This is a genomic window from Rhizobium sp. WW_1, assembly GCF_003610155.1.
GTDB lineage: Bacteria > Pseudomonadota > Alphaproteobacteria > Rhizobiales > Rhizobiaceae > Rhizobium > Rhizobium tropici_A.
On sequence record NZ_RAIN01000029.1, the window covers coordinates 25,353 to 43,420 of the forward strand.

Annotated in this window: 14 protein-coding genes and 1 pseudogene; 5 read left to right on the forward strand and 10 right to left on the reverse strand. The window is 58.7% G+C overall.

The window, feature by feature from the left end:
- The first annotated feature begins 23 nt into the window (after positions 1–23).
- A complete protein-coding gene (locus BJ928_RS36230; RefSeq protein WP_047636393.1) occupies positions 24–1,553 on the forward strand; it encodes an FGGY-family carbohydrate kinase in 1,530 nt (509 codons plus the stop codon).
- Positions 1,550–3,175: a GMC family oxidoreductase gene (locus tag BJ928_RS36235; protein ID WP_047636391.1), complete on the forward strand. Its 1,626-nt coding sequence runs from the start codon at positions 1,550–1,552 to the stop codon at positions 3,173–3,175. The genes BJ928_RS36230 and BJ928_RS36235 overlap by 4 nt, the downstream gene beginning before the upstream one ends.
- Positions 3,176–3,221: 46 nt before the next feature.
- On the opposite strand, the gene BJ928_RS36240 is transcribed toward BJ928_RS36235, so the two are convergent.
- Complete coding sequence (locus BJ928_RS36240; RefSeq protein WP_047636431.1) at positions 3,222–4,079, reverse strand: LysR family transcriptional regulator; 858 nt, start codon at positions 4,077–4,079, stop codon at positions 3,222–3,224.
- Positions 4,080–4,199: 120 nt separating this feature from the next.
- On the opposite strand from BJ928_RS36240, the gene BJ928_RS36245 reads away from it, so the two are divergent.
- Both BJ928_RS36245 and BJ928_RS36250 read left to right on the forward strand, forming a co-directional pair.
- Positions 4,200–5,606: an amidase gene (locus tag BJ928_RS36245; RefSeq protein WP_047636390.1), complete on the forward strand. Its 1,407-nt coding sequence runs from the start codon at positions 4,200–4,202 to the stop codon at positions 5,604–5,606.
- A gap of 72 nt (positions 5,607–5,678) precedes the next feature.
- On the forward strand, positions 5,679–7,136 hold the full coding sequence (locus BJ928_RS36250; protein WP_052228001.1) for an MFS transporter: 1,458 nt from the start codon (positions 5,679–5,681) through the stop codon (positions 7,134–7,136).
- On the opposite strand, the gene BJ928_RS36255 is transcribed toward BJ928_RS36250, so the two are convergent.
- The 3 genes from BJ928_RS36255 to BJ928_RS36265 form a co-directional block, all read right to left on the reverse strand.
- Positions 7,097–8,119 carry an ABC transporter permease gene (locus BJ928_RS36255; protein ID WP_047636388.1) on the reverse strand — a complete coding sequence of 341 codons (1,023 nt, stop codon included), beginning with the start codon at positions 8,117–8,119 and terminating at the stop codon, positions 7,097–7,099. The two genes, BJ928_RS36250 and BJ928_RS36255, sit on opposite strands and share 40 nt — an antisense overlap.
- Positions 8,103–9,686, reverse strand: coding sequence for a sugar ABC transporter ATP-binding protein (locus tag BJ928_RS36260; protein ID WP_245432761.1), 1,584 nt, complete (start codon positions 9,684–9,686; stop codon positions 8,103–8,105). The genes BJ928_RS36255 and BJ928_RS36260 overlap by 17 nt, the downstream gene beginning before the upstream one ends.
- Positions 9,687–9,773: 87 nt before the next feature.
- Complete coding sequence (locus tag BJ928_RS36265; protein ID WP_047636387.1) at positions 9,774–10,760, reverse strand: sugar ABC transporter substrate-binding protein; 987 nt, start codon at positions 10,758–10,760, stop codon at positions 9,774–9,776.
- Positions 10,761–11,087: 327 nt separating this feature from the next.
- On the opposite strand from BJ928_RS36265, the gene BJ928_RS36270 reads away from it, so the two are divergent.
- Positions 11,088–12,095 carry a LacI family DNA-binding transcriptional regulator gene (locus tag BJ928_RS36270; RefSeq protein WP_047636386.1) on the forward strand — a complete coding sequence of 336 codons (1,008 nt, stop codon included), beginning with the start codon at positions 11,088–11,090 and terminating at the stop codon, positions 12,093–12,095.
- Positions 12,096–12,236: 141 nt separating this feature from the next.
- Here the strand turns inward: BJ928_RS36270 and BJ928_RS36275 are convergent, their stop codons facing one another.
- From BJ928_RS36275 to BJ928_RS39250, 6 genes and pseudogenes are all read right to left on the reverse strand, one after another.
- Positions 12,237–13,391, reverse strand: coding sequence for a helix-turn-helix domain-containing protein (locus BJ928_RS36275; RefSeq protein WP_245432763.1), 1,155 nt, complete (start codon positions 13,389–13,391; stop codon positions 12,237–12,239).
- 936 nt (positions 13,392–14,327) lie between these two features.
- Entirely contained in the window at positions 14,328–14,825 is a 498-nt protein-coding gene (locus tag BJ928_RS36290) for a DUF995 domain-containing protein (RefSeq protein ID WP_047636384.1), read from the reverse strand.
- A 30-nt stretch (positions 14,826–14,855) separates the two neighbouring features.
- Positions 14,856–15,803, reverse strand: a complete 948-nt coding sequence (locus BJ928_RS36295; protein WP_047636383.1) for a glycoside hydrolase family 26 protein — start codon at positions 15,801–15,803, stop codon at positions 14,856–14,858.
- A gap of 17 nt (positions 15,804–15,820) precedes the next feature.
- Positions 15,821–16,360 carry a DUF995 domain-containing protein gene (locus BJ928_RS36300; protein WP_047636382.1) on the reverse strand — a complete coding sequence of 180 codons (540 nt, stop codon included), beginning with the start codon at positions 16,358–16,360 and terminating at the stop codon, positions 15,821–15,823.
- A 1-nt stretch (position 16,361) separates the two neighbouring features.
- Positions 16,362–17,774, reverse strand: a complete 1,413-nt coding sequence (locus tag BJ928_RS36305) for a UDP-glucose/GDP-mannose dehydrogenase family protein (RefSeq protein WP_047636381.1) — start codon at positions 17,772–17,774, stop codon at positions 16,362–16,364.
- Between the two features lie 36 nt (positions 17,775–17,810).
- A pseudogene (locus tag BJ928_RS39250) lies at positions 17,811–18,068 on the reverse strand (hypothetical protein); the annotation flags it as partial.

Below are 18,068 nucleotides of genomic sequence, written 5' to 3' on the forward strand. Positions count from 1 at the left end.
ATGGACCTTGGGAGGGGTTCTGAATGGGAGAGTATTTGTTGGGGCTCGATGCCGGTAACACCGTCATCAAGGCGGTGATCTTCGACAAGACGGGGCGGGAACTGGCGCGGGCCGGAGAAGAGGGGCATAGTCGCATGCCGTATCCGGGCCATGTCGAGCGCGACCTTGGCGAACTCTGGGCCAATGCCCGGCGCGTCATCCGTGCCTGCCTCGATGAGGCGGGTGTTGCCGCGGACGATATTGCCGCGATCGGCTGCGCCGGTCACGGCAACGGCCTCTACGCGCTTGACCGGAACGGTGAGCCGCTGCTTGGGATTCAATCCCTGGATACGAGAGCAACGGCCATGGTCGAGCAATGGTCGACCGAAGAGGTGGGCGAGAGAACCTATCCAATTGCCCGCCAGCGTCCCTGGCCCTCCCAGACGCCTACTTTGCTTGCATGGCTGAAACGCCATCAGCCTGACATTTTCAACCGGATCGGCACGATATTTTTCTCCAAGGATTTTATCGTCAATCGCCTGACGGACAGGCGCGTCAGCGACGTTTCCGACATGTCCGGCGCCGGTCTGCTCGATCTTGCCAATCGCCGTTACGACAGAGCTCTGATGGAGGCCTACGGGTTGAGTGATTGCATGGATCTCTTGCCGCCGCTCATCGAGAGTGCCGACATTGCCGGCGCGGTGACGGAGGAGGTTGCGCAGGAAACCGGGCTTGCGGCCGGCACTCCGGTGGTCGGAGGTCTCTTCGACGTGGTTGCTTCCGCACTTGGCTCCGGCGTGACGCGCACCGGAAGCGCTTCGATCATCGCCGGCACATGGAGCATCAACCAGGTGATCGTCGACGGCCCCGATCTCGATGGACCGGTTTTCATGTCCTCGACCTTCGACCGCAAGCGATACATGGCGATGGAGAACAGCGCCACGTCCGCGGCCAATCTCGAATGGCTTGTGCGGGAATTTTTCGAGGGCGGCCGTACGGCGGACGGGTCTCCCTTCGACGCATGCTGCGCTCTGGCGGCGGCAATCGACCCTGCGGCGGACGACCCGCTCTATCATCCCTACCTCTATGGCGCGCAGCAGGATGGCCATGCTCGTGCCGGCTTTTATGGCATTGCCGGCTGGCATACGAAGGGGCATCTGATCCGCGCCCTGCTTGAAGGTGTCGCCTTCGGTCATCGCCAGCATGTCGAAACGATCCGCAAGGCGGGTGCAATCTTTGACAAAGCTGTTCTGTCGGGTGGCGGTTCGCGCAGCCGGCTCTGGCCGCAGATCTTTGCGGATGTTCTCGGCGTACCCGTCTCGGTGGCTGTTTCGCAGGAAACGGGCGCATTGGGCGCGGCGATTGCGGCGGGAACAGGTGTCGGCCTCTTTGCTGATTTTACTGAGGGCGCCGATGCGATGGTGCGCATCGATCGTCACTACGAACCTAATGAAGCGTTAGCGGTGCATTACGACAGACGTTACGCGCTCTATAGGGACATGACAGAGGCCATGACACCGCTTTGGCGGCGTCTAAGCGCTTCGGCCGAGGCGGCAAGCGGAGTTGTGACGTGAACAAGACCTCTGACGAGACTCCGATAGATGACGGCGCCTATGATTTCATCATTGTCGGTGCGGGCTCCGCGGGCTGCGTTCTGGCAAATCGGCTTTCGGCTGATCCGAAGACCCGTGTTCTCTTGCTCGAGGCTGGCGGCACGGACCGGTATCATTGGATCCATATTCCGATCGGCTATCTCTATTGCATGGGCAATCCGCGCACCGACTGGATGATGAAGACGGCCGCGGAAAGGGGGTTGAACGGCCGCTCGCTGCCCTATCCGCGCGGGAAGGTGCTGGGTGGCTGCTCTTCCATCAATGGCATGATCTATATGCGCGGCCAGGCGGCCGACTACGACGCCTGGCGCCAGGCCGGCAACGATGGCTGGGGATGGGACGATGTGCTTCCCTATTTCCTGAAGTCGGAGGACAATTACCGGGGCAAATCCGCCATGCACGGGGCTGGGGGAGAATGGCGGGTGGAGCGCCAGCGCCTCTCCTGGCCGATCCTTGACGCATTTCGCGAGGCCGCCGAAGAACTCGGCATTCCGAAACGGGATGATTTCAATGACGGGGACAACGAGGGCTCCGGTTACTTCGAGGTGAACCAGCGCGGCGGCGTCCGCTGGAACACGGCCAAGGCGTTCCTGCGCCCGGCGATGAAGCGTGGCAACTTGCGGATCGTGTCGGGCGCCGAAGTCGAGTCGGTGGCATTCGACGGCAAGGTCGCCACCGGCGTGCGGTTTCGTCGCGCCGGGCAGGTTTTCGCCGCGCGGGCGGTGCGCGAAGTCATCCTGTCGTCCGGCGCGATCAATTCACCGAAAATCCTCGAACTGTCGGGTATCGGCCGCCCGGATGTGCTGACCGGACTGGATATTCCCGTTCGCCATGCCCTGGCCGGCGTCGGCGAGAATCTGCAGGATCATCTGCAGATCCGAACGGTCTTCAGGATCGATGGTGCTCGCACGCTCAATCAGCTTTACCACAGCCTTTCCAGTCGCGCCGGCATGGCCATGCAATATGCACTCTTTCGATCCGGCCCGCTTTCGATGGCGCCAAGCCAATTGGGCATTTTTGCGAAAAGCGATCCATCCATTGCCACTGCCGATCTGGAATATCACATCCAGCCGCTCAGCACCGATCGGCTTGGGGAGCCACTGCATCGCTTTCCCGCGGTGACAGTCTCGGTCTGCAATCTCCGACCGGAAAGTAGGGGTAGCGTGCATATCCAGTCGCGCATCGCTTCCTTGCCGCCGGAAATCCGCCCCAACTATCTTTCCACCATCGCGGACCAGTTGCTGGCGACGAGATCCATTCGTCATGCCCGCCGCCTCATGGACACCGATACGATCCGCAAGTACACCCCTCGGGAAATCCTGCCGGGGCGCGAGTTTGAAAGCGACGAGGAACTCATCCGTCGCGCCGGCGACATTGCAACGACGATCTTCCACCCGGTTGGCACCTGCAAGATGGGGGGCGATCCATCCTCTGTCGTCGATTCGAAACTGCGCGTGCACGGCATCGGTGGATTGCGCGTGGTCGATGCTTCGATCATGCCGACCATCGTTTCCGGTAATACGAACTCACCGGTCATCATGATCGCGGAGAAGGCCGCAGCGGCACTGACCGCTCGGGCATGAAAGCGTTGGGCGGGAGTATGGATCAAGGCCGACCATATGACCCGGTTTAGGAAGCCGACGTCCGATGTTCGCGGAAGGCGGCGGCAAGCGTCCGCAAGGCACCGCGCGAGCGGCCATCGGACAGGGAGGTGTGAAGGACGACCTCGGATGCCGGCAGAGGCGGCAGGCCAAGCTTCTCGCCAACTTCCGTCAGCCCAACGGGGGCAACGCGGTGCGCCAGCGCTCCGACCGCAAGGCCGGCCATGACCGCAGCGGCGACCGCTGTGGTGCCGCCGCCGAGGAAGACCTCCACCCAGCCAATGCCGGCCGCGTCCAGGGCGCGGGTGGCATTGTTGCGCACACCGCATGAGGCGGCAAGGGAGGCGAGCCGCAAGGGCTCGCCTTGCCTATGCTCGAAGCCCGGCGCGGCAAACCAGCCGAAACGCTCCTTCGACAGCACTTCCCCATCGCGGCGATCATCCTCCCGTCGAACGATTGCCGCATCCAGCGCGCCGCGATCGAAAGCATCGAGCAGACTTCTCGACGCCTCGATCTGCACTTCGATCAGCAGAGCCGGATCATGGGCGTGCAGCCGGGCCAGCAGCACGGGCAATTCCGGACCGGCCACCTGGTCGGCAACGCCGAGGGTGAATCGACGAGATGGCGTAATGAGCCCGGCGATCGCGCGTTCATGTGCCGCCAGGAATTCGCGCGCCACTTCAAGAAAGGCAGCGCCGCGCGCGGAAAGCCGCACCAGCCGCGGCGTCCTCTCGATCAGCTTTTCGCCAAGCCGCTCCTCCAGGCGCTTCAGTTTCATGCTGATTGCGGCCTGGGACGTATCGAGGGCCTCAGCCGCGCGCGTGAAGCTTTGAAAATCCGCGACCAGCACGAATGCCTGAACGACGTCCACATCGAGTACTTTCATGGTGCACATACTCATTTGTTATCACTGATATATCCATACATTGGATTTCGTTATCTCAAAGTCACGTTTACGTTGAGGGTGCTCGTAACACAGTTCCTGAGCCGTAACGGATTTCAAACTATGACAAACTGGCACTACGCAACCCTGACAGAGACCGCCGACGCAATCAGGCGGCGCGTCGTCTCGCCGCTGGAACTCACTAACGCCCTGCTGGATCGGATTGCCACGCTCGATCCAGCGCTGCATGCCTATGCGACGGTGACACCGGAACTTGCTCTCGCGCAAGCGCGCCGGGCTGAGGCCGAGATTGCGCGCGGGAGACATCGTGGCCCGCTTCACGGCATTCCGATCGCCTTGAAGGATATTTATGACACGGAAGGTATCGTGACAGCCGCCGGTATGCCAATTCATGCGGGCCGCAAGCCAGAGACCGACGCGACTGTGGTCAAGCGTCTGGCCGAGGCAGGCGCTGTTCTCCTTGGAAAGCTACAACTGACCGAAGGCGTCTTTGCCAAGCATCATCCGACGATTATCCCGCCGCGAAATCCATGGAATGGCGATTACTACGCCGGCGCCTCCTCTAGCGGATCGGGGGTCGCAACGGCGGCCGGCCTTTGTTTTGCAACGCTCGGCAGCGATACGGGCGGCTCGATCCGCTTTCCGTCCTCTGCCAATGGCGTGACCGGATTGAAGCCAAGCTGGGGTCGGGTCAGCCGACATGGTGTCTTCCCGCTAGCCGACAGTCTCGATCACGTCGGTCCGATGACGCGCTCGGCCGCTGACGCAGGCGTCGTGCTTGGTGCGATTGCCGGTCTCGATCCGGACGATCCGACCTCGCTGGCCGCGCCGGTTCCAGACTATCTTGCAAGTCTTGAAAGGGGAGTGCGCGGCCTGCGCATTGGCATCGATCATGCCTATAACGAAACGAATGTGGACAATGAAATTGTCAGGGCATTACAGCAGGCGGCGGAGGTGTTTGAAGAGCTAGGCGCAACGATCGTGCCCGTCAGGTTGCCCGATCACCGCGCCGTAAACGAAGCCTGGGGGTCTTATTGCGGTGTCGAGGCGGCGCTTGCGCATGCTGCGACATATCCCGCTCGATCCGCGGATTACGGACCGGCTGCAAGCGGCACGATTGCGGGCCTGATCGAATATGGCCGCACCATCACCAGCGCTCAGTTGATGATGGCCCATCATGCGCGCCTGGCTTTCTCTGGCGCCTTGGCGACCCTGTTTGCCGATGTCGATCTTCTGCTGATTCCGACACAGCCGCTTGCCGATTTCACGGTGGCGCAGGAGGCGGAACTGTTCACCATGCCGAACGAGCTGACGGCCTTCCTGCGTTTCGTATCCCCGTTCAACATGTCGGGCAGTCCGACCATCACCCTTCCGGGTGGGTTTACCGCAAAAGGCTTGCCTCTCTCCTTCCAGCTGGTCGGCCGGCATCTGGACGAGGCTTTGCTGGTGCGGGCCGGCGATGCCTATCAGCAGGTGACGGACTGGCATCGACGACATCCCTCACTTTGAGGGAGCACCGTCCATTCTCACCAGATCCATATGAAGCCGTCGCCGTTTGACCGGTGGTGGCGGGAGCTGTTCATGAATATCGATAGACGCATTCACATGAGCCAAAACAATATGGAAACGGGTGGCGATCCGCGCCGCTGGCTTGCTCTGCCTGTCCTCCTGACGGGCGCCTTCCTGCCGATCCTGGATTTCAACGTCGTCAATCTGGCACTGCCCGCTATTCGTCAGGGCCTTGGGGCAACGCCGAGCGAATTGCAGTTCGTCATTTCGGCCTATGCCGCAACCTATGCCATCTTTCTTATAACCGGTGGCAGGCTGGGCGACTGGCTTGGGCGCAAGCGCATGTTCATGATCGGTGTCGCGGGCTTCACGCTTGCGTCGATCCTCTGCGGCTTTGCCTGGTCGGCCGGCGCGCTCATTGCCGGACGGATCCTCCAGGGGCTGACCGCGACCGCGATGGCGCCGCAGGTGCTCGCCTCCATTCGGGTGCTGTTTCCACCCTCCGAGCAAGGAAAGGCCCTGGGCCTTTACGGCGCCACCTTCGGGCTTGCCAATATCGTTGGCCAGATCCTTGGCGGCGTGCTGGTCTCGTCCCATCCTCTGGGTTTCACCTGGCAGGCGATCTTCCTGATCAATATTCCGATCGGGGTCATAGCCTTCGTCGGCGGCCTGTTGTTCTTGGGTGACTCGCGTGCCGAACACGCGCAAAGGCTCGATCTCGGCGGTGTCGTATTGCTCTCCGCAACGCTTGGCCTTCTCGTCTATCCGCTCGTCGAGGGACGCGATAGCGGCTGGCCGCCGGCGATCCTTGGCATGCTCCTTGCGTTTCCCTTGATGCTCGTCGCCTTCGTCGTCTTCGAATGGCGGCTGATGAAACGTGGCGGCGCCCCACTCGTCGATCTCTCGCTATTCCGGGAAAGCGGCTTTGCGATTGGCATTGCCATGGCTCTGGTTTATTACATGCTCTCGGCCTTCTACCTGACTTTTTCCATCTATCTGCAGGGCGGTTTGAACCTGACGCCGCTTCAGGCGGGATTGCGAACACTGCCCTTTGGTCTTGGCTATTTCGCCGCGTCGTTTGCGGCGGCCGCCATAATGCGCCGGATCGGACCTCGTGCCCTGACACTGGGCTTCATCATACAGGTGATCGGCTTTGGATGCGTCATCCTGGCTGTCCAAGGCCCGCTTGCTGCTCCGATCGGGATGGGGCTCGCAATTGCGGGCATTGGTTTCGGCATCGTAATGCCATCGGTCATCAAGGCGGTGATCGGTGGCATTGACGAGCACCATGCCGGACTGGCGTCCGGCATCGTCATATCGACCTTCCAGATCGGTGCCGCCCTCGGCGTTGCGATCATCGGCGGCATCTTCTTCAGCGTGCTCGGCGCCGGGCAGGAGTTGCGGTCCTATTCCGATGCCTTTGCCGTCGCTCTCGGTTGCAACGTCCTGCTGCTCGCCGTTGGTGCGGCTCTGTCGTTGTGGCTGCCGCGTCAGCGGCTCTCCAATATCCGCATCAACCGGCCGCGATAGCTGTCGAGAATGACGGCAAGCACGATGACGGCGCCGATGACGATCGGCTTGATGTTATCGTCGGCGCCAAGCAGTTGCAGCCCGGTGGACAGCACTTGCAGAATGCACGCGCCAACCAGCGTTCCGATGATCGATCCCTTGCCGCCCGAAAGACTGGTGCCACCGATGATGACGGCCGCGATGGCGTTCAGTTCATAACCGACGCCCGCGACCGGGCTGCCGACATTGAGGCGGAGCAGGTAAACCATGGCGGCAATGCCGGCGGTCAGCCCGGAAATGGTGAAGACCGCGATTTTGTATCGCTTCGGCTCATGGCCCGACAGGCGGACTGCCTCTTCATTCGTCCCGATCGCGAAGACGAAGCGTCCAAACACCGTGTAGCGAAGCACGAACCAGCCGACGAGGACGACAAGGATCGCGATCAGGAAGATCGACGGAAAGACGCCCCAGAAGATCAGATTGCCGAAGTCGACGAAGGGCTGCGGCAGGCCGGTGATCGTAGAATTATCGCTGACGACGCGGGCGAGGCCACTTGCGACGTTGAGCATGCCGAGCGTGACGATAAAGGAGGGAAGCTTCCATTTCTCGCAAATCCATCCGTTGACGGCGCCGAGGATCGCGCCGGCACCCATCGAGGCGAGCGATGCGAGAACGATCGCCTGCCACGGCGAGAACCTCGGGTCGATCATGATCGTTGCGCCGATGACCGTGCAGAGTGCAAGCAGCGACCCGACGGAAAGATCGATGCCGCCGGTGAGGATGACGAAGGTCATGCCGGCGGCAAGCACCGTGTTAATCGCGATCTGCACGAAGATCTTCAGGAAATTCTCCGGCGTCGCGAAATAGGGCGCCGTCAGCGAGAAGAAGATCAGGATAAGGACGAGTGCGATGGTGACGCCGGCCTCCTTCATCGAGATCCGGATGAGCTTGTCCCAGACGCTGGCCTCTTTCGCTTCGGTCGTCTTCTCAATGTTGCCGGACACGACTGTACTCCTTGTAAGCGAGTGAGAGGATCCTGCTCTCGTCAAATTGTTCTCGAGGTATTTCTCCGGCTATCTTGCCGTCCGAGAAAACGATGATGCGGTGGCAAATGCCGATCAGCTCCGGCAGGTCCGAAGACACCACCAGGACGCCCCTTTCTTCGGCGGCGAACTTCCAAAGAAGCTCATAGATTTCCGCCTTGGCGCCAACGTCGATGCCGCGCGTCGGTTCATCGAAGATCAGTACTTTGGGGCCGCGAAACAGCCATTTGGCGATGACCACCTTTTGCTGGTTGCCACCCGAGAACGTCCTGACGGCCTGATGGATGGATGGTGTCTTGATCCTGAGTTCGCGCACCAGGCGTTGTGAATAGCCGTCTTCCAGCTTGCGGATGATCAAGCCGTTGCGAGAGACCTTGCCAAGGTCGGTTATGGTGGTGTTCTCGGCGCAGCTAAGGTCGAGCATCAACCCTTGAATCTTGCGGTCTTCCGTTGCCAGGCACAGTCCCGCAGCCACCGCATCCTTCGGTGACGTAATATCGATCACCTCGCCGTCCACGCGGATTTCACCTGCAGCCTTGGCGTCGGCGCCGAATATGGCGCGAACAGCCTCGGTGCGGCCGCTGCCAACAAGCCCGGCAATGCCGACGATTTCTCCCTTGGCGACGGAAAACGACAGCTCCGGGCTGTTGCGCGTAACCTTCAGGCCGGAGACGCCAAGCGCCTCGCCGGATATGGCGCTGTCGCCGCGGAAGGCGTCGTGCTGCGCAAGTTCGCGCCCGACCATGAGTTCAACGATTTTCGGAATTCCAAGTCCTTCAAGCGGCCGCGTAATCACGTGCTGTCCATCACGCAGGATGGTCACCTCATCGCCCACCTCGAAGATTTCCTCGAGCCTGTGCGAAATGTAAAGCGTGGTGACGCCCCGCGCCTTGAGCCGCTTCAGAATTTCGAAGAGGCGATCCACTTCCTTGGAGGTCAGGGTCGCCGTCGGCTCATCGAGAACCAGAAGCTTACTTTCGTTGGAGAGCGCCTTGGCGATCTCGAGAAGCTGAAGCTGGGCGACGCTCAAGCTGCTCGCAAGCGTCGTCGGCGCTACGTTGAGCCCGACTTCGGCGAGCAATTCCGCCGCCCTTACATTCATTTGCTTGTAATTCACCAGGCCATATCGGCGTGGCAGATGCTCGAAAAGCAGGTTTTCGGCGACGGTGAGATTGGAAAGCGGGTGCAGTTCCTGGTGGATGACACGGATGCCGGCCTTGAACGCCTCCAGCGGAGAGGACGGGCTATAGGCATGGCCGTCAAACAGGATGCGGCCGTCATCCGGTTTGAAGACGCCGCCAAGCAGATTGATCAAGGTCGATTTGCCGGCGCCGTTTTCGCCGAGAAGTATGTGACTCTTGCCGCGGCCGATCTTGATGGAGACGTCTTTCAGGGCGACGACACCCGGAAAGCGCTTGCCTATTCCTTCCAGCTTCAAGATAGAGTTATCGACTGTCTCTGGCACGTCCACCTCATGCGCGTTCTGCTTCGAATTGGAGATGGCGACCTTTCTCGCGCTGCCGTTCATCCTGAGGGGCTGCCAAGAAGATTGATCGCGAAACGGATGCACCGGCATTTGCCGACGCATCCTTGCCCGCAAGACCTATAGTATCGGCTACTTGAGATCCTTGGCGGTGATCAGTGTGACATCCGTCTTGACCCAGCCGGTGAATTTTTCGCCGGCATATTCGCGAAGGCCATACTTGATGCCCATGGCTGCCATTTCCGCGCCGTACTGTTCGACGGTAGCAAGCATCTTGCCATCCTTGATCAATGGCTTGACGGACGGAATGTTATCGAAGCCGACAACCTTGATCTTGCCTGCTTGGCCGGACGCGTCGAGAGCCTTGACGACACCGAGCGCCATGGAGTCGTTTGCAGCCATGACGCCCTGTATGTCCTTATATTTCGTCAGGAAGTTCGTCATGACGGTGTTGGCTTCTTCGGTCTCCCAATGCGCGGTCTTGCTGTCGAGAAGCTGAAGCTTGCCGGCCTTGATGGAATCCATGAAACCTTCCTTACGCTCCTTGGCGTTGTCGGCCTCAGGATTGCCCTCCAGGATCACGACCTTTGCGCCAGGTCCCAGATCCTTGGCAAGCGCATCGCCAGAAAGCTTAGCGCCGGCCGTGTTGTCAGGTCCGAAGAAGGCAAGATCGATGCCGGCCGCCTTCTTGGCATCGGCATCGAGGGGGACGTCGATGTTGATGACCTTGACGCCGGCCTTCACGGCCTTTGCAAGCGGCGTGGCCATGGCCTTGGAATCGGCAGGTGCGATGACGATGATGTCGTATTTCTGCGTCACGAAGTTCTCGACGGCATCGACCTGCGAGGCGAAGTCGCGTTCGTCCTTCATGCCGACGGCCTTGAAATCGAACTTGTCCTTGTTTTCGGCCGCATATTTGTCGGCGCCGGCCTTCATCTGCTTGAAGAACTCATTGGACAGGGATTTCATGATCAGGCCGACCTTGGGCTTGCTGGCCGCAAAGGCGGGCGACACGCCGCAGGACAGCGCAAGCGCCAGAGTGCCGGCCAGCCCGAGCTTCAGTGCGGCACGCCGTTTCGCATTGATCAAGACGGATTCATGCTTGGTAGAATTGGTCATTTCTCTCCTCCCGAACGGTCCTGGGCTCAGCTCCACCTGAGTTGTCTGCGACAATGAACCGTTTCCACGTATATTGGGTAGCATGCCATTAAGAATTGTCAAGGCGCCGGATTGGTGCCGGATATCACATAAATTTACAACTTTACCGATGAGACAAGATAGGTATGATGAACCGTTTCCAAATGGGTTTGCGCTGTCCTTATGCCTTGGAGGGTCGGTTCAAGATGAAGTCCTTTGACTAAGGCGGGAGAGACCATTAGCTGAGAGCCCGGATCAGGCGCTCTTGGGTGTCCTCGAAGGTGAGATGAAGGGATATTGGTTTCCGTTATGCCAAAGGTCGGAATTCGAGACGTTGCCAAGCTGGCGGGAGTTTCCACCGGGACCGTTTCAAGAGTTTTGAACGACCATCCGTCTGTAACGGACGAGTTGAGGGCGCGGGTTAGAGGCGTCATCGAAGAACTCGGCTACATGCCCGATCCATCTGCCAGAAGCATGCGTAGCAAGGTCAGCCGCCTCATCGGCATCGTTATTCCGGACCTCACCAACCCCTTTTTCTCGGAGCTCGTCCAATCCGCCGAACAGGCGGCCGCAGGTCATGGCTACAACATCATCGTCATGACCTCGTTCGACCATGCGGCCAAGGAGGCAGACCGGATCGGCCAGCTGACAAGCCGGAAAGTGGATGGCATCATCCTCGTTCCGAGCAATGATTTCCATACGCTCAAGCTGCCAAAGGGCCTGCCAATCGTCATCGTCGATCGCCTTCTGCCGGGATATTCCGGCATCGCCTCCGATCATCGCAATGGCGTGCGTATCGGCGTCGAGCATCTTCTGAAGCTTGGCCATCGCCGTATCGGCTTCATTTCAGGCCCGAAGGATTCGGTCCCCGCCAGTGATCGCCTTAAGGGCTATCTCGATGCGATGAAGTTTGCCAGTCGTGGCGAGCAGAATGCGTTGCCGTTGATCGCAGAAGCGGCCTTCGACTATGAAAGCGGCCGGTCCGCGGGAAACTATCTTCTCGCGCGAGCACGCCACGAGCGGCCGACCGCCATATTCGCAAGTTCCGACCAGCAGGCGATCGGCTGCATGCGCGCCGCCCATGACCTGGGGATCCCGATACCGGCTGCCCTTTCCATTGTCGGTTTCGACGGCATTCCGCTTGCAAGCATGACAACGCCGCGCCTGACGACCGTGAAACAGCCGATCAGGGAAATAGCAGCGACGGCCGTCACCATCCTGCTGGGCAAGCAGGATGCCCCCGATCTCGACAAGCCTCTCTTGTTGGCCTGCGAGATTTCTGAAGGCGAAACAACCTCTTCGCCTCAACCGGACTGACGGGTGGCAATATTGCGGTTGCAGTCGACGTTACGGCTGGCTCTTGATCTGCTGCACATGCCCAGATGTATCGTAAATGCCTCTGCCGCAATTGTTCAACTGCATTAGAATTTCTCGGCCGCCGTATTGTGTTCCGTACCATTAAATGCCGAGAGTATTAAGCCAGTCGCTGAAGGTGGATGTCTCCGTCATCCGTGGCGGATGTTCTATCTTGCATTCTCCGGTATGTCGGCGGACTTCGCTTGGGCTATAGCCGAATTCGTGTGTGAATGCCCGGCTGAAATTGGCCGCAGATTCAAAGCTGAAATCGCTGGCGATATCCGCAATTCGTCGACCGTTGCCGGTATCGGCAAGTGCTGCACGCGCGGCTAGAAGGCGTCTTCTTCGGATGTAGTTCAAGACGCCGCCAGATGCTTGAAACAGTTCATAAAGCCTGGTTCGGGAGATGGCCAGCTCGTGGCTCAATGTTTCAGGGGTTAGATCCGCCGATCCGAGATTGGTCTGGATGAAGCGGCGAGCCTTTGACATCAGCCCGATCTCCGCACTGCGATCGCTGCTCTTTTGGGCATCCACAAGCGATGCCACGCTGTGGAATATCATCTCCTGAAGCTGGTTGCGCACGCCATGCAGATCTTCTCTTGTCAAACGACTGAGGTTTGCTTCGAGAAAAGCAATATAGTCGGCCAGCAACCTGACGCGCGCACCTGCCAGGACGACGTTATTGCTTGCGCCAGGCAGGCCACCATAATCGGCAAACAGATCGCAAGGTAGAATGAGGCTAACGGATTGCGCGCTCAGGGTGCGGCCATAAAACGGGCAGCCAAGCGCGCGGATTTCCATCATGCCGGGCTCGTTTTCGACGACATGTCCGTTGACGCTCGTCCATGTCTTGCCTGCGCGCAGGAGCGTGATCTGCCAATGATCTATCGAGCTGAAGCGTATTTTGTCGGCTGAGCGTTCATAGCTGTAGGCTGGCGTTTCCTGCTGGATGAGAAGCGCACCTTCGAGATTCCAGACGGTGTGGTTTGCTGCAAAACAACCGTCAGCCTGTGAGTTTTCGGGAAGACAGGCGTCTATCAATGGCGCCACGCGCTCCTTCCAGGCCGGAAACTGCCGGGCCGGAGCCTCGCTCGACGTTGAAAATGGCAGTGACACCAGCTCCGGCAGGTCTGTGGCGTTACCGCAGAGCGGAGTTTCGGAAACACGGGGCCAGCGACGCCGTTCAACGAAGCCTGGTTGCCCCGAATTGGTCTCGGTTTTATCCCACATCATCGTGGTGACCTTTTGGGAAAACATGACGGATTGGCTGACAGAGCCATCCGCATCCTTGCTGCAGGAAAGCAGGATGGGCGACGTCCACGAGGTTGAGCAAAGTGCTCCAGATATGACTAATGCGCGTATAGCACTGGTTTCGCATATCGTCGGACTTGATCAATCGTCGCAAAACGGCCCGAATTTGCATCCATCCGACCGCCCCAAGGTCGGCGGATAGCCAAAAAGGAAGCGACCGCATCGGTGTATGAGACGTGAATCCCTGCTTGCAATATGGATTGGCCGGCAAATCGAAGAAGTCTGTGGATGTCCGAGCAAAGGCTCTGTGCATCCATGGAATGTCGCGCCAGATTGTCACCGCTGCAGGCAGCATTGTCGCAGATCCCCGCCCGAAGACTGAGAGGGGAAATTAAGCAGATTTCATTAATATTTTCAAGATATTTATAGAAAAAGCTTAAATATTTTCCGCTGAAATGAACGAAACGAACCTGTGAAGGAGAGTAAGCTTATGAGCTTTTGGAAAAACTCTTGCAGTCTATCCAATAATAATCGTTATATTGGCGTTTTTTTGACATCTATACTTGTGATTGCGTCTTCTCTAATCACATCTGGAAATGTGAATGCTAGCGAGAGCGCGCGTGCGAACAATAAAACTGTTAAGTTGTATATGAAGAAGTATGAGAAGGACAATGTTGTCTTATATAGCGGGAACTCTCTCGCCAGGACAACTTCCGTTTCCGCCGAAGATTACTTCAAAGGTTCTCCTTATATCTGCACGCCGAGCGGATTTGGCAGAACATCCCATTGCTACAATCGGAGTGCATTTTGAAATGAAGCCGGCAACGGCGCGCAGTCCCATCGAGAAAAAATAGGGGCATTTCTCGGATGGCGGTTCGGCGGAACAGGTAAGACGCAAGCCGCCCGCTATCCGGGTAAAGGCCCCTATGTGAGTATTCGACTTCAACCGGGTAGGTGTTTGCGGACATAATCGCCCGGTCGCAGTTTCAGAACTTCGTCATCATGCTTGATTGGATTATGACGGAATACATACCATTTTCCGCCTGATGCTCGCTTCTGATAGATGACCCCCGCTTTCTCGCGATGCAGGAAGCAGGATAGATTGGGTGCTGCACTTTTCTTCGTGTACCATACGGCATTCATGCAGAGCTTGCCGCGGTCTGTCGCATACCAGACGCCCCTTGCGTAGGATCTTTGAGCGCCTGTGTGCGACCAGGCCGTGAACCGTCGATGATGACTGGAGAAGAAGCCGGCGCCGTCTTTCCATATCCATGAGCGTCCTGAGTAGAGTTTTCTAAGCTCCTTGGCGCTCATTGGCGTGGCTTGATGGGCTGCATGTGCCGTTATCTTCTCGATCTGATGTTGTGTTGCTGCGCTCGCAGTGCTGAGCAGCAGCGTCGTGAACATCGCATTGAGGATGATGAAGCGGAATAAAGACATGTGTTTCTCCTCAAACGTCCATCATCCTGGTCAATTCAAGAGTGGCGGCGTGGCAACGCGCCAGTCCGGCCGGCCTAAGCCATCCGGCCAGGGATAGACTTCCCGGTCGTTGAAGTAGACTACTGCTTTCAAATCAGGGAATTCGGAATGCGGCTTGTTGGCATCTTCGGCCCATGCGTGAACATAGGCTTCATCGCCCTGATAACCCAACTCCGCGATCACGATTGGTTTCTTGAAGCGCTTCACACGATCGTAGCCCGGTTTGGTCGCTTCGACGAAAGTCGAGTCACGCCCCAGCTTGTGCTGGTCGAACGGCTGATAGCCGAAGACCGACAGGCCAACGACGTCGACAAATGAGTCGCCTGGATAGTAGGCCTCAAGCCCGTCCTTGCCCATCGGCGACCACATGTACTTTGCCGTGGGAAGGCTCTTGCGGCAGACGGTAACGGCGTGCCTATAGGCTTTCACGTAATCCTCGGCTTTCCAGTAGGCCCATGTGAACTGTCCGTTCTTCTCATCCATTTCCTGGGCCCAACGGATGGTGACGGGTGCGTTGAGTTTGGCCGCGGCCGAGCAGATCGCCGTCATGTTCGAATCGTAACGGCCCGCCAAAATTCCGTCGAGAAGATCGGTTGGCGTGACGCGCCAATTACTGGCCCATGACCAGGGCTCGATTGTAATCAGTAGTGAGCGCCCACGTTTGCGGGCATAGTCGTCTGCCGTGCTCAGAGTTGAGAGATCGACATCTTCCCAGGGCAGGAAGAGGTGCTCGATCTTTGGATTGGGGTCATTGGAAAAATCCCCGTTAGGATCATAAGCGCCCCCTGGCAGCGACTGCGGCGTGATGATCGGCCTCTTGTCATTGAAGAGAGGCCGGGTCTCGGCCTTCGCATCCAGGCCGTTGCTGGCGGCGTAAACGCCGCCGCACAGGGCACCGGCGGCAAGCAAAGCCGTTGTCAGTTTCGATAGGGTTTTCATCGGATTGCCTCCTTCCTCTATTCGGTCTTGCGGATGGCCAAGGAAGTCTTCAGGACCTCCAGCCGCTGTGAGACCAGGTCGTCGGTGATCAGGTTTGTTGCCTCATCAGCCTTTTGGGTTATGGGATGGCGAAACACGAACCATGCTCCGCCCGTCTCCCGCTTCTGATAGATCGTTCCATCGAGAATACGGTGGATGAAGCAGGTCTTTGCCGGAAACTGGCCGTTCGCGGCGTGCCACGTTGCGTTGAGACACAGAAGGCCGGTATCCGTCACGGCCCAGCGGCCCTCCGCCCAGGATTGTCCGCCGGTGCCGTCGACCCAGGCGGAAAACCGTCGGTCAGCATTTTGCATTCGGCCGGCGCCGTCGGGCCATCGCCAACTCTTGTCGTGATAGAGCATATAGAGTTCGTTTGCCGTCATGGGCCTTGCGCCATCGGGTACCTTGATGGTCGTTGCGGCTGCGGTCGCATTGCTCCCTGTTGCGAACCCAAGAGCGATCGCAAATGCCAGCGATGTCGCAAGAGCCAGGGAGGTCTTCTTTCTTGATTTCTTCATATTACTTCTCCCGTATTGTGATTGGGACGGGCCTTGCCGTTGTTGGCCGCGTGGATCGTTGTCGAGTACGCCGCTTGGCAATGTCCTGCAGCCCCTTTTGCTCGCTTGCCGACCTGCCTATGGTGCAAACACGAAAGCCGATCTGTCTGGCGGCCTCCATGTCGAGCGCATTTCGCAGATCTATGAGAACGGGCTGGCGGACCTTCTGCTTGAGTTGAGCCAGGTCGATTTTCCGAATGGCGTCCCATTCCGTCACGACGACGACGGCATCCGCGTTTCTCGCGCATTCGTAGAGATCCTCGTAGAAGTCGACGCTGTTGAGGACTTTTGCTGCATTTTCGTTGCCGAGGGGGTCGTATGCTTGGATGCGAGCCCCGAGACGCTGCAAGGTCTCGATGAGCGGTATGGAAGGCGCGTCGCGCATGTCGTCGGTATCGGGCCTGAAGGTCAGACCAAGAACGGCTATGATCAGACCATCGATATTGCCGCCGAGTGCTTCGGTGACCTTGCGGGCCATGCGCCGCTTGCGCGCTTCGTTGGCGGCAAGGGTTTCTTCCACGATGCGAAGCGCCACGCCGTGCTCCTGCGCCGTCTGCAACAACGCCAGCGCACCTTTTGGGAAGCATGAGCCGCCATAGCCGGGTCCAGCGGCGAGGAGGCTTGCCCCTATGCGCTTGTCGAGGCCCATGCCGAGAGCCAGCTCTCCGACATCGCTGCCCATCTCCTCGCAAAGATCGGCGAGTTCGTTGATGAAGGTGACCTTCGTGGCGAGGAAGGCATTGGCGGCATGCTTGATCAACTCGGCCGTGCGTCGCATCGTGATGATGACGGGCGTATTCCGGCGCTCGATCGCAACGTCATAAAGCTCGATGAGCCGCTTGTAGGCCCATTCATCTTCCACGCCGAGCACGATGCGGTCCGGAGCGAGGAAATCGCGCACGGCAATGCCTTCACGCAGAAACTCCGGATTGGAGACGACCGCAAAAGTGCTTGCCGCGCGGACCGTCCCGATGATCCGCTGCACGGCGTCACCTGTTCCAATCGGCACCGTCGATTTGATCACCACGACGGTGTTGACTGAAATGAGTGGCGCGAGTTCGCGTGCGGCAACGTAGAGCAAGGAAGCGTCGGCACCTTCTTGTCCCAGGTGGGGCATCGTGCCGACTGCTATGAAGACGATGGCAGCGCCTTCGACTGACATTGCCAAATCGCAGGAGAAATCAAGTCGTCCCGCGGCATAGTTGCGTTCCACCAACTCATCGAGATCCGGCTCGTAGATGGGCATCCTGCCGTGACGAAGATCGGCGACCTTATCGGCATTCTTGTCCACGCAAACGACCCGATTGCCCCATTCGGCAAAACATGTGCCGATGACCAGGCCTACATATTCGGTTCCAATAACAGCTATCTTCATGTGCGTTCCCGCCAATAGCGAACTTACTCATGAACCTCAGTTGTCTGTGCTACTTGCCTGCCAGTGCGGACTGAGCACCATTCTGTGCAGTCCACGCCCGCCAATTCCCGCGCCAGCTACCGAAAAGCGATCTTCGAACAATACGTAACCATCCGTGTCCCAGATCAACGATTGCGCGCCGGTGCGGCCATGCTCCATGGGTGATGTCAGGTTAAGTTCCAGAGCTACGGATCGGGCATTTTGCTGAGCGATCAGGCGTCGATTCCGGCGACGCCCTTCCAATGTGCCATCGCC

Coding starts and splice junctions, on each gene's coding strand:
- BJ928_RS36260 (WP_245432761.1), bottom strand. CDS start 9,686: ATGAACGGCAGCGCGAGAAAGGTCGCCATCTCCAATTCGAAGCAGAAC.
- BJ928_RS36275 (WP_245432763.1), bottom strand. CDS start 13,391: ATGTTTTCCCAAAAGGTCACCACGATGATGTGGGATAAAACCGAGACC.
- BJ928_RS36240 (WP_047636431.1), bottom strand. CDS start 4,079: ATGAAAGTACTCGATGTGGACGTCGTTCAGGCATTCGTGCTGGTCGCG.
- BJ928_RS36295 (WP_047636383.1), bottom strand. CDS start 15,803: ATGAAAACCCTATCGAAACTGACAACGGCTTTGCTTGCCGCCGGTGCC.
- BJ928_RS36270 (WP_047636386.1), top strand. CDS start 11,088: ATGCCAAAGGTCGGAATTCGAGACGTTGCCAAGCTGGCGGGAGTTTCC.
- BJ928_RS36305 (WP_047636381.1), bottom strand. CDS start 17,774: ATGAAGATAGCTGTTATTGGAACCGAATATGTAGGCCTGGTCATCGGC.
- BJ928_RS36245 (WP_047636390.1), top strand. CDS start 4,200: ATGACAAACTGGCACTACGCAACCCTGACAGAGACCGCCGACGCAATC.
- BJ928_RS36290 (WP_047636384.1), bottom strand. CDS start 14,825: ATGTCTTTATTCCGCTTCATCATCCTCAATGCGATGTTCACGACGCTG.
- BJ928_RS36300 (WP_047636382.1), bottom strand. CDS start 16,360: ATGAAGAAATCAAGAAAGAAGACCTCCCTGGCTCTTGCGACATCGCTG.
- BJ928_RS36265 (WP_047636387.1), bottom strand. CDS start 10,760: ATGACCAATTCTACCAAGCATGAATCCGTCTTGATCAATGCGAAACGG.
- BJ928_RS36230 (WP_047636393.1), top strand. CDS start 24: ATGGGAGAGTATTTGTTGGGGCTCGATGCCGGTAACACCGTCATCAAG.
- BJ928_RS36250 (WP_052228001.1), top strand. CDS start 5,679: ATGAATATCGATAGACGCATTCACATGAGCCAAAACAATATGGAAACG.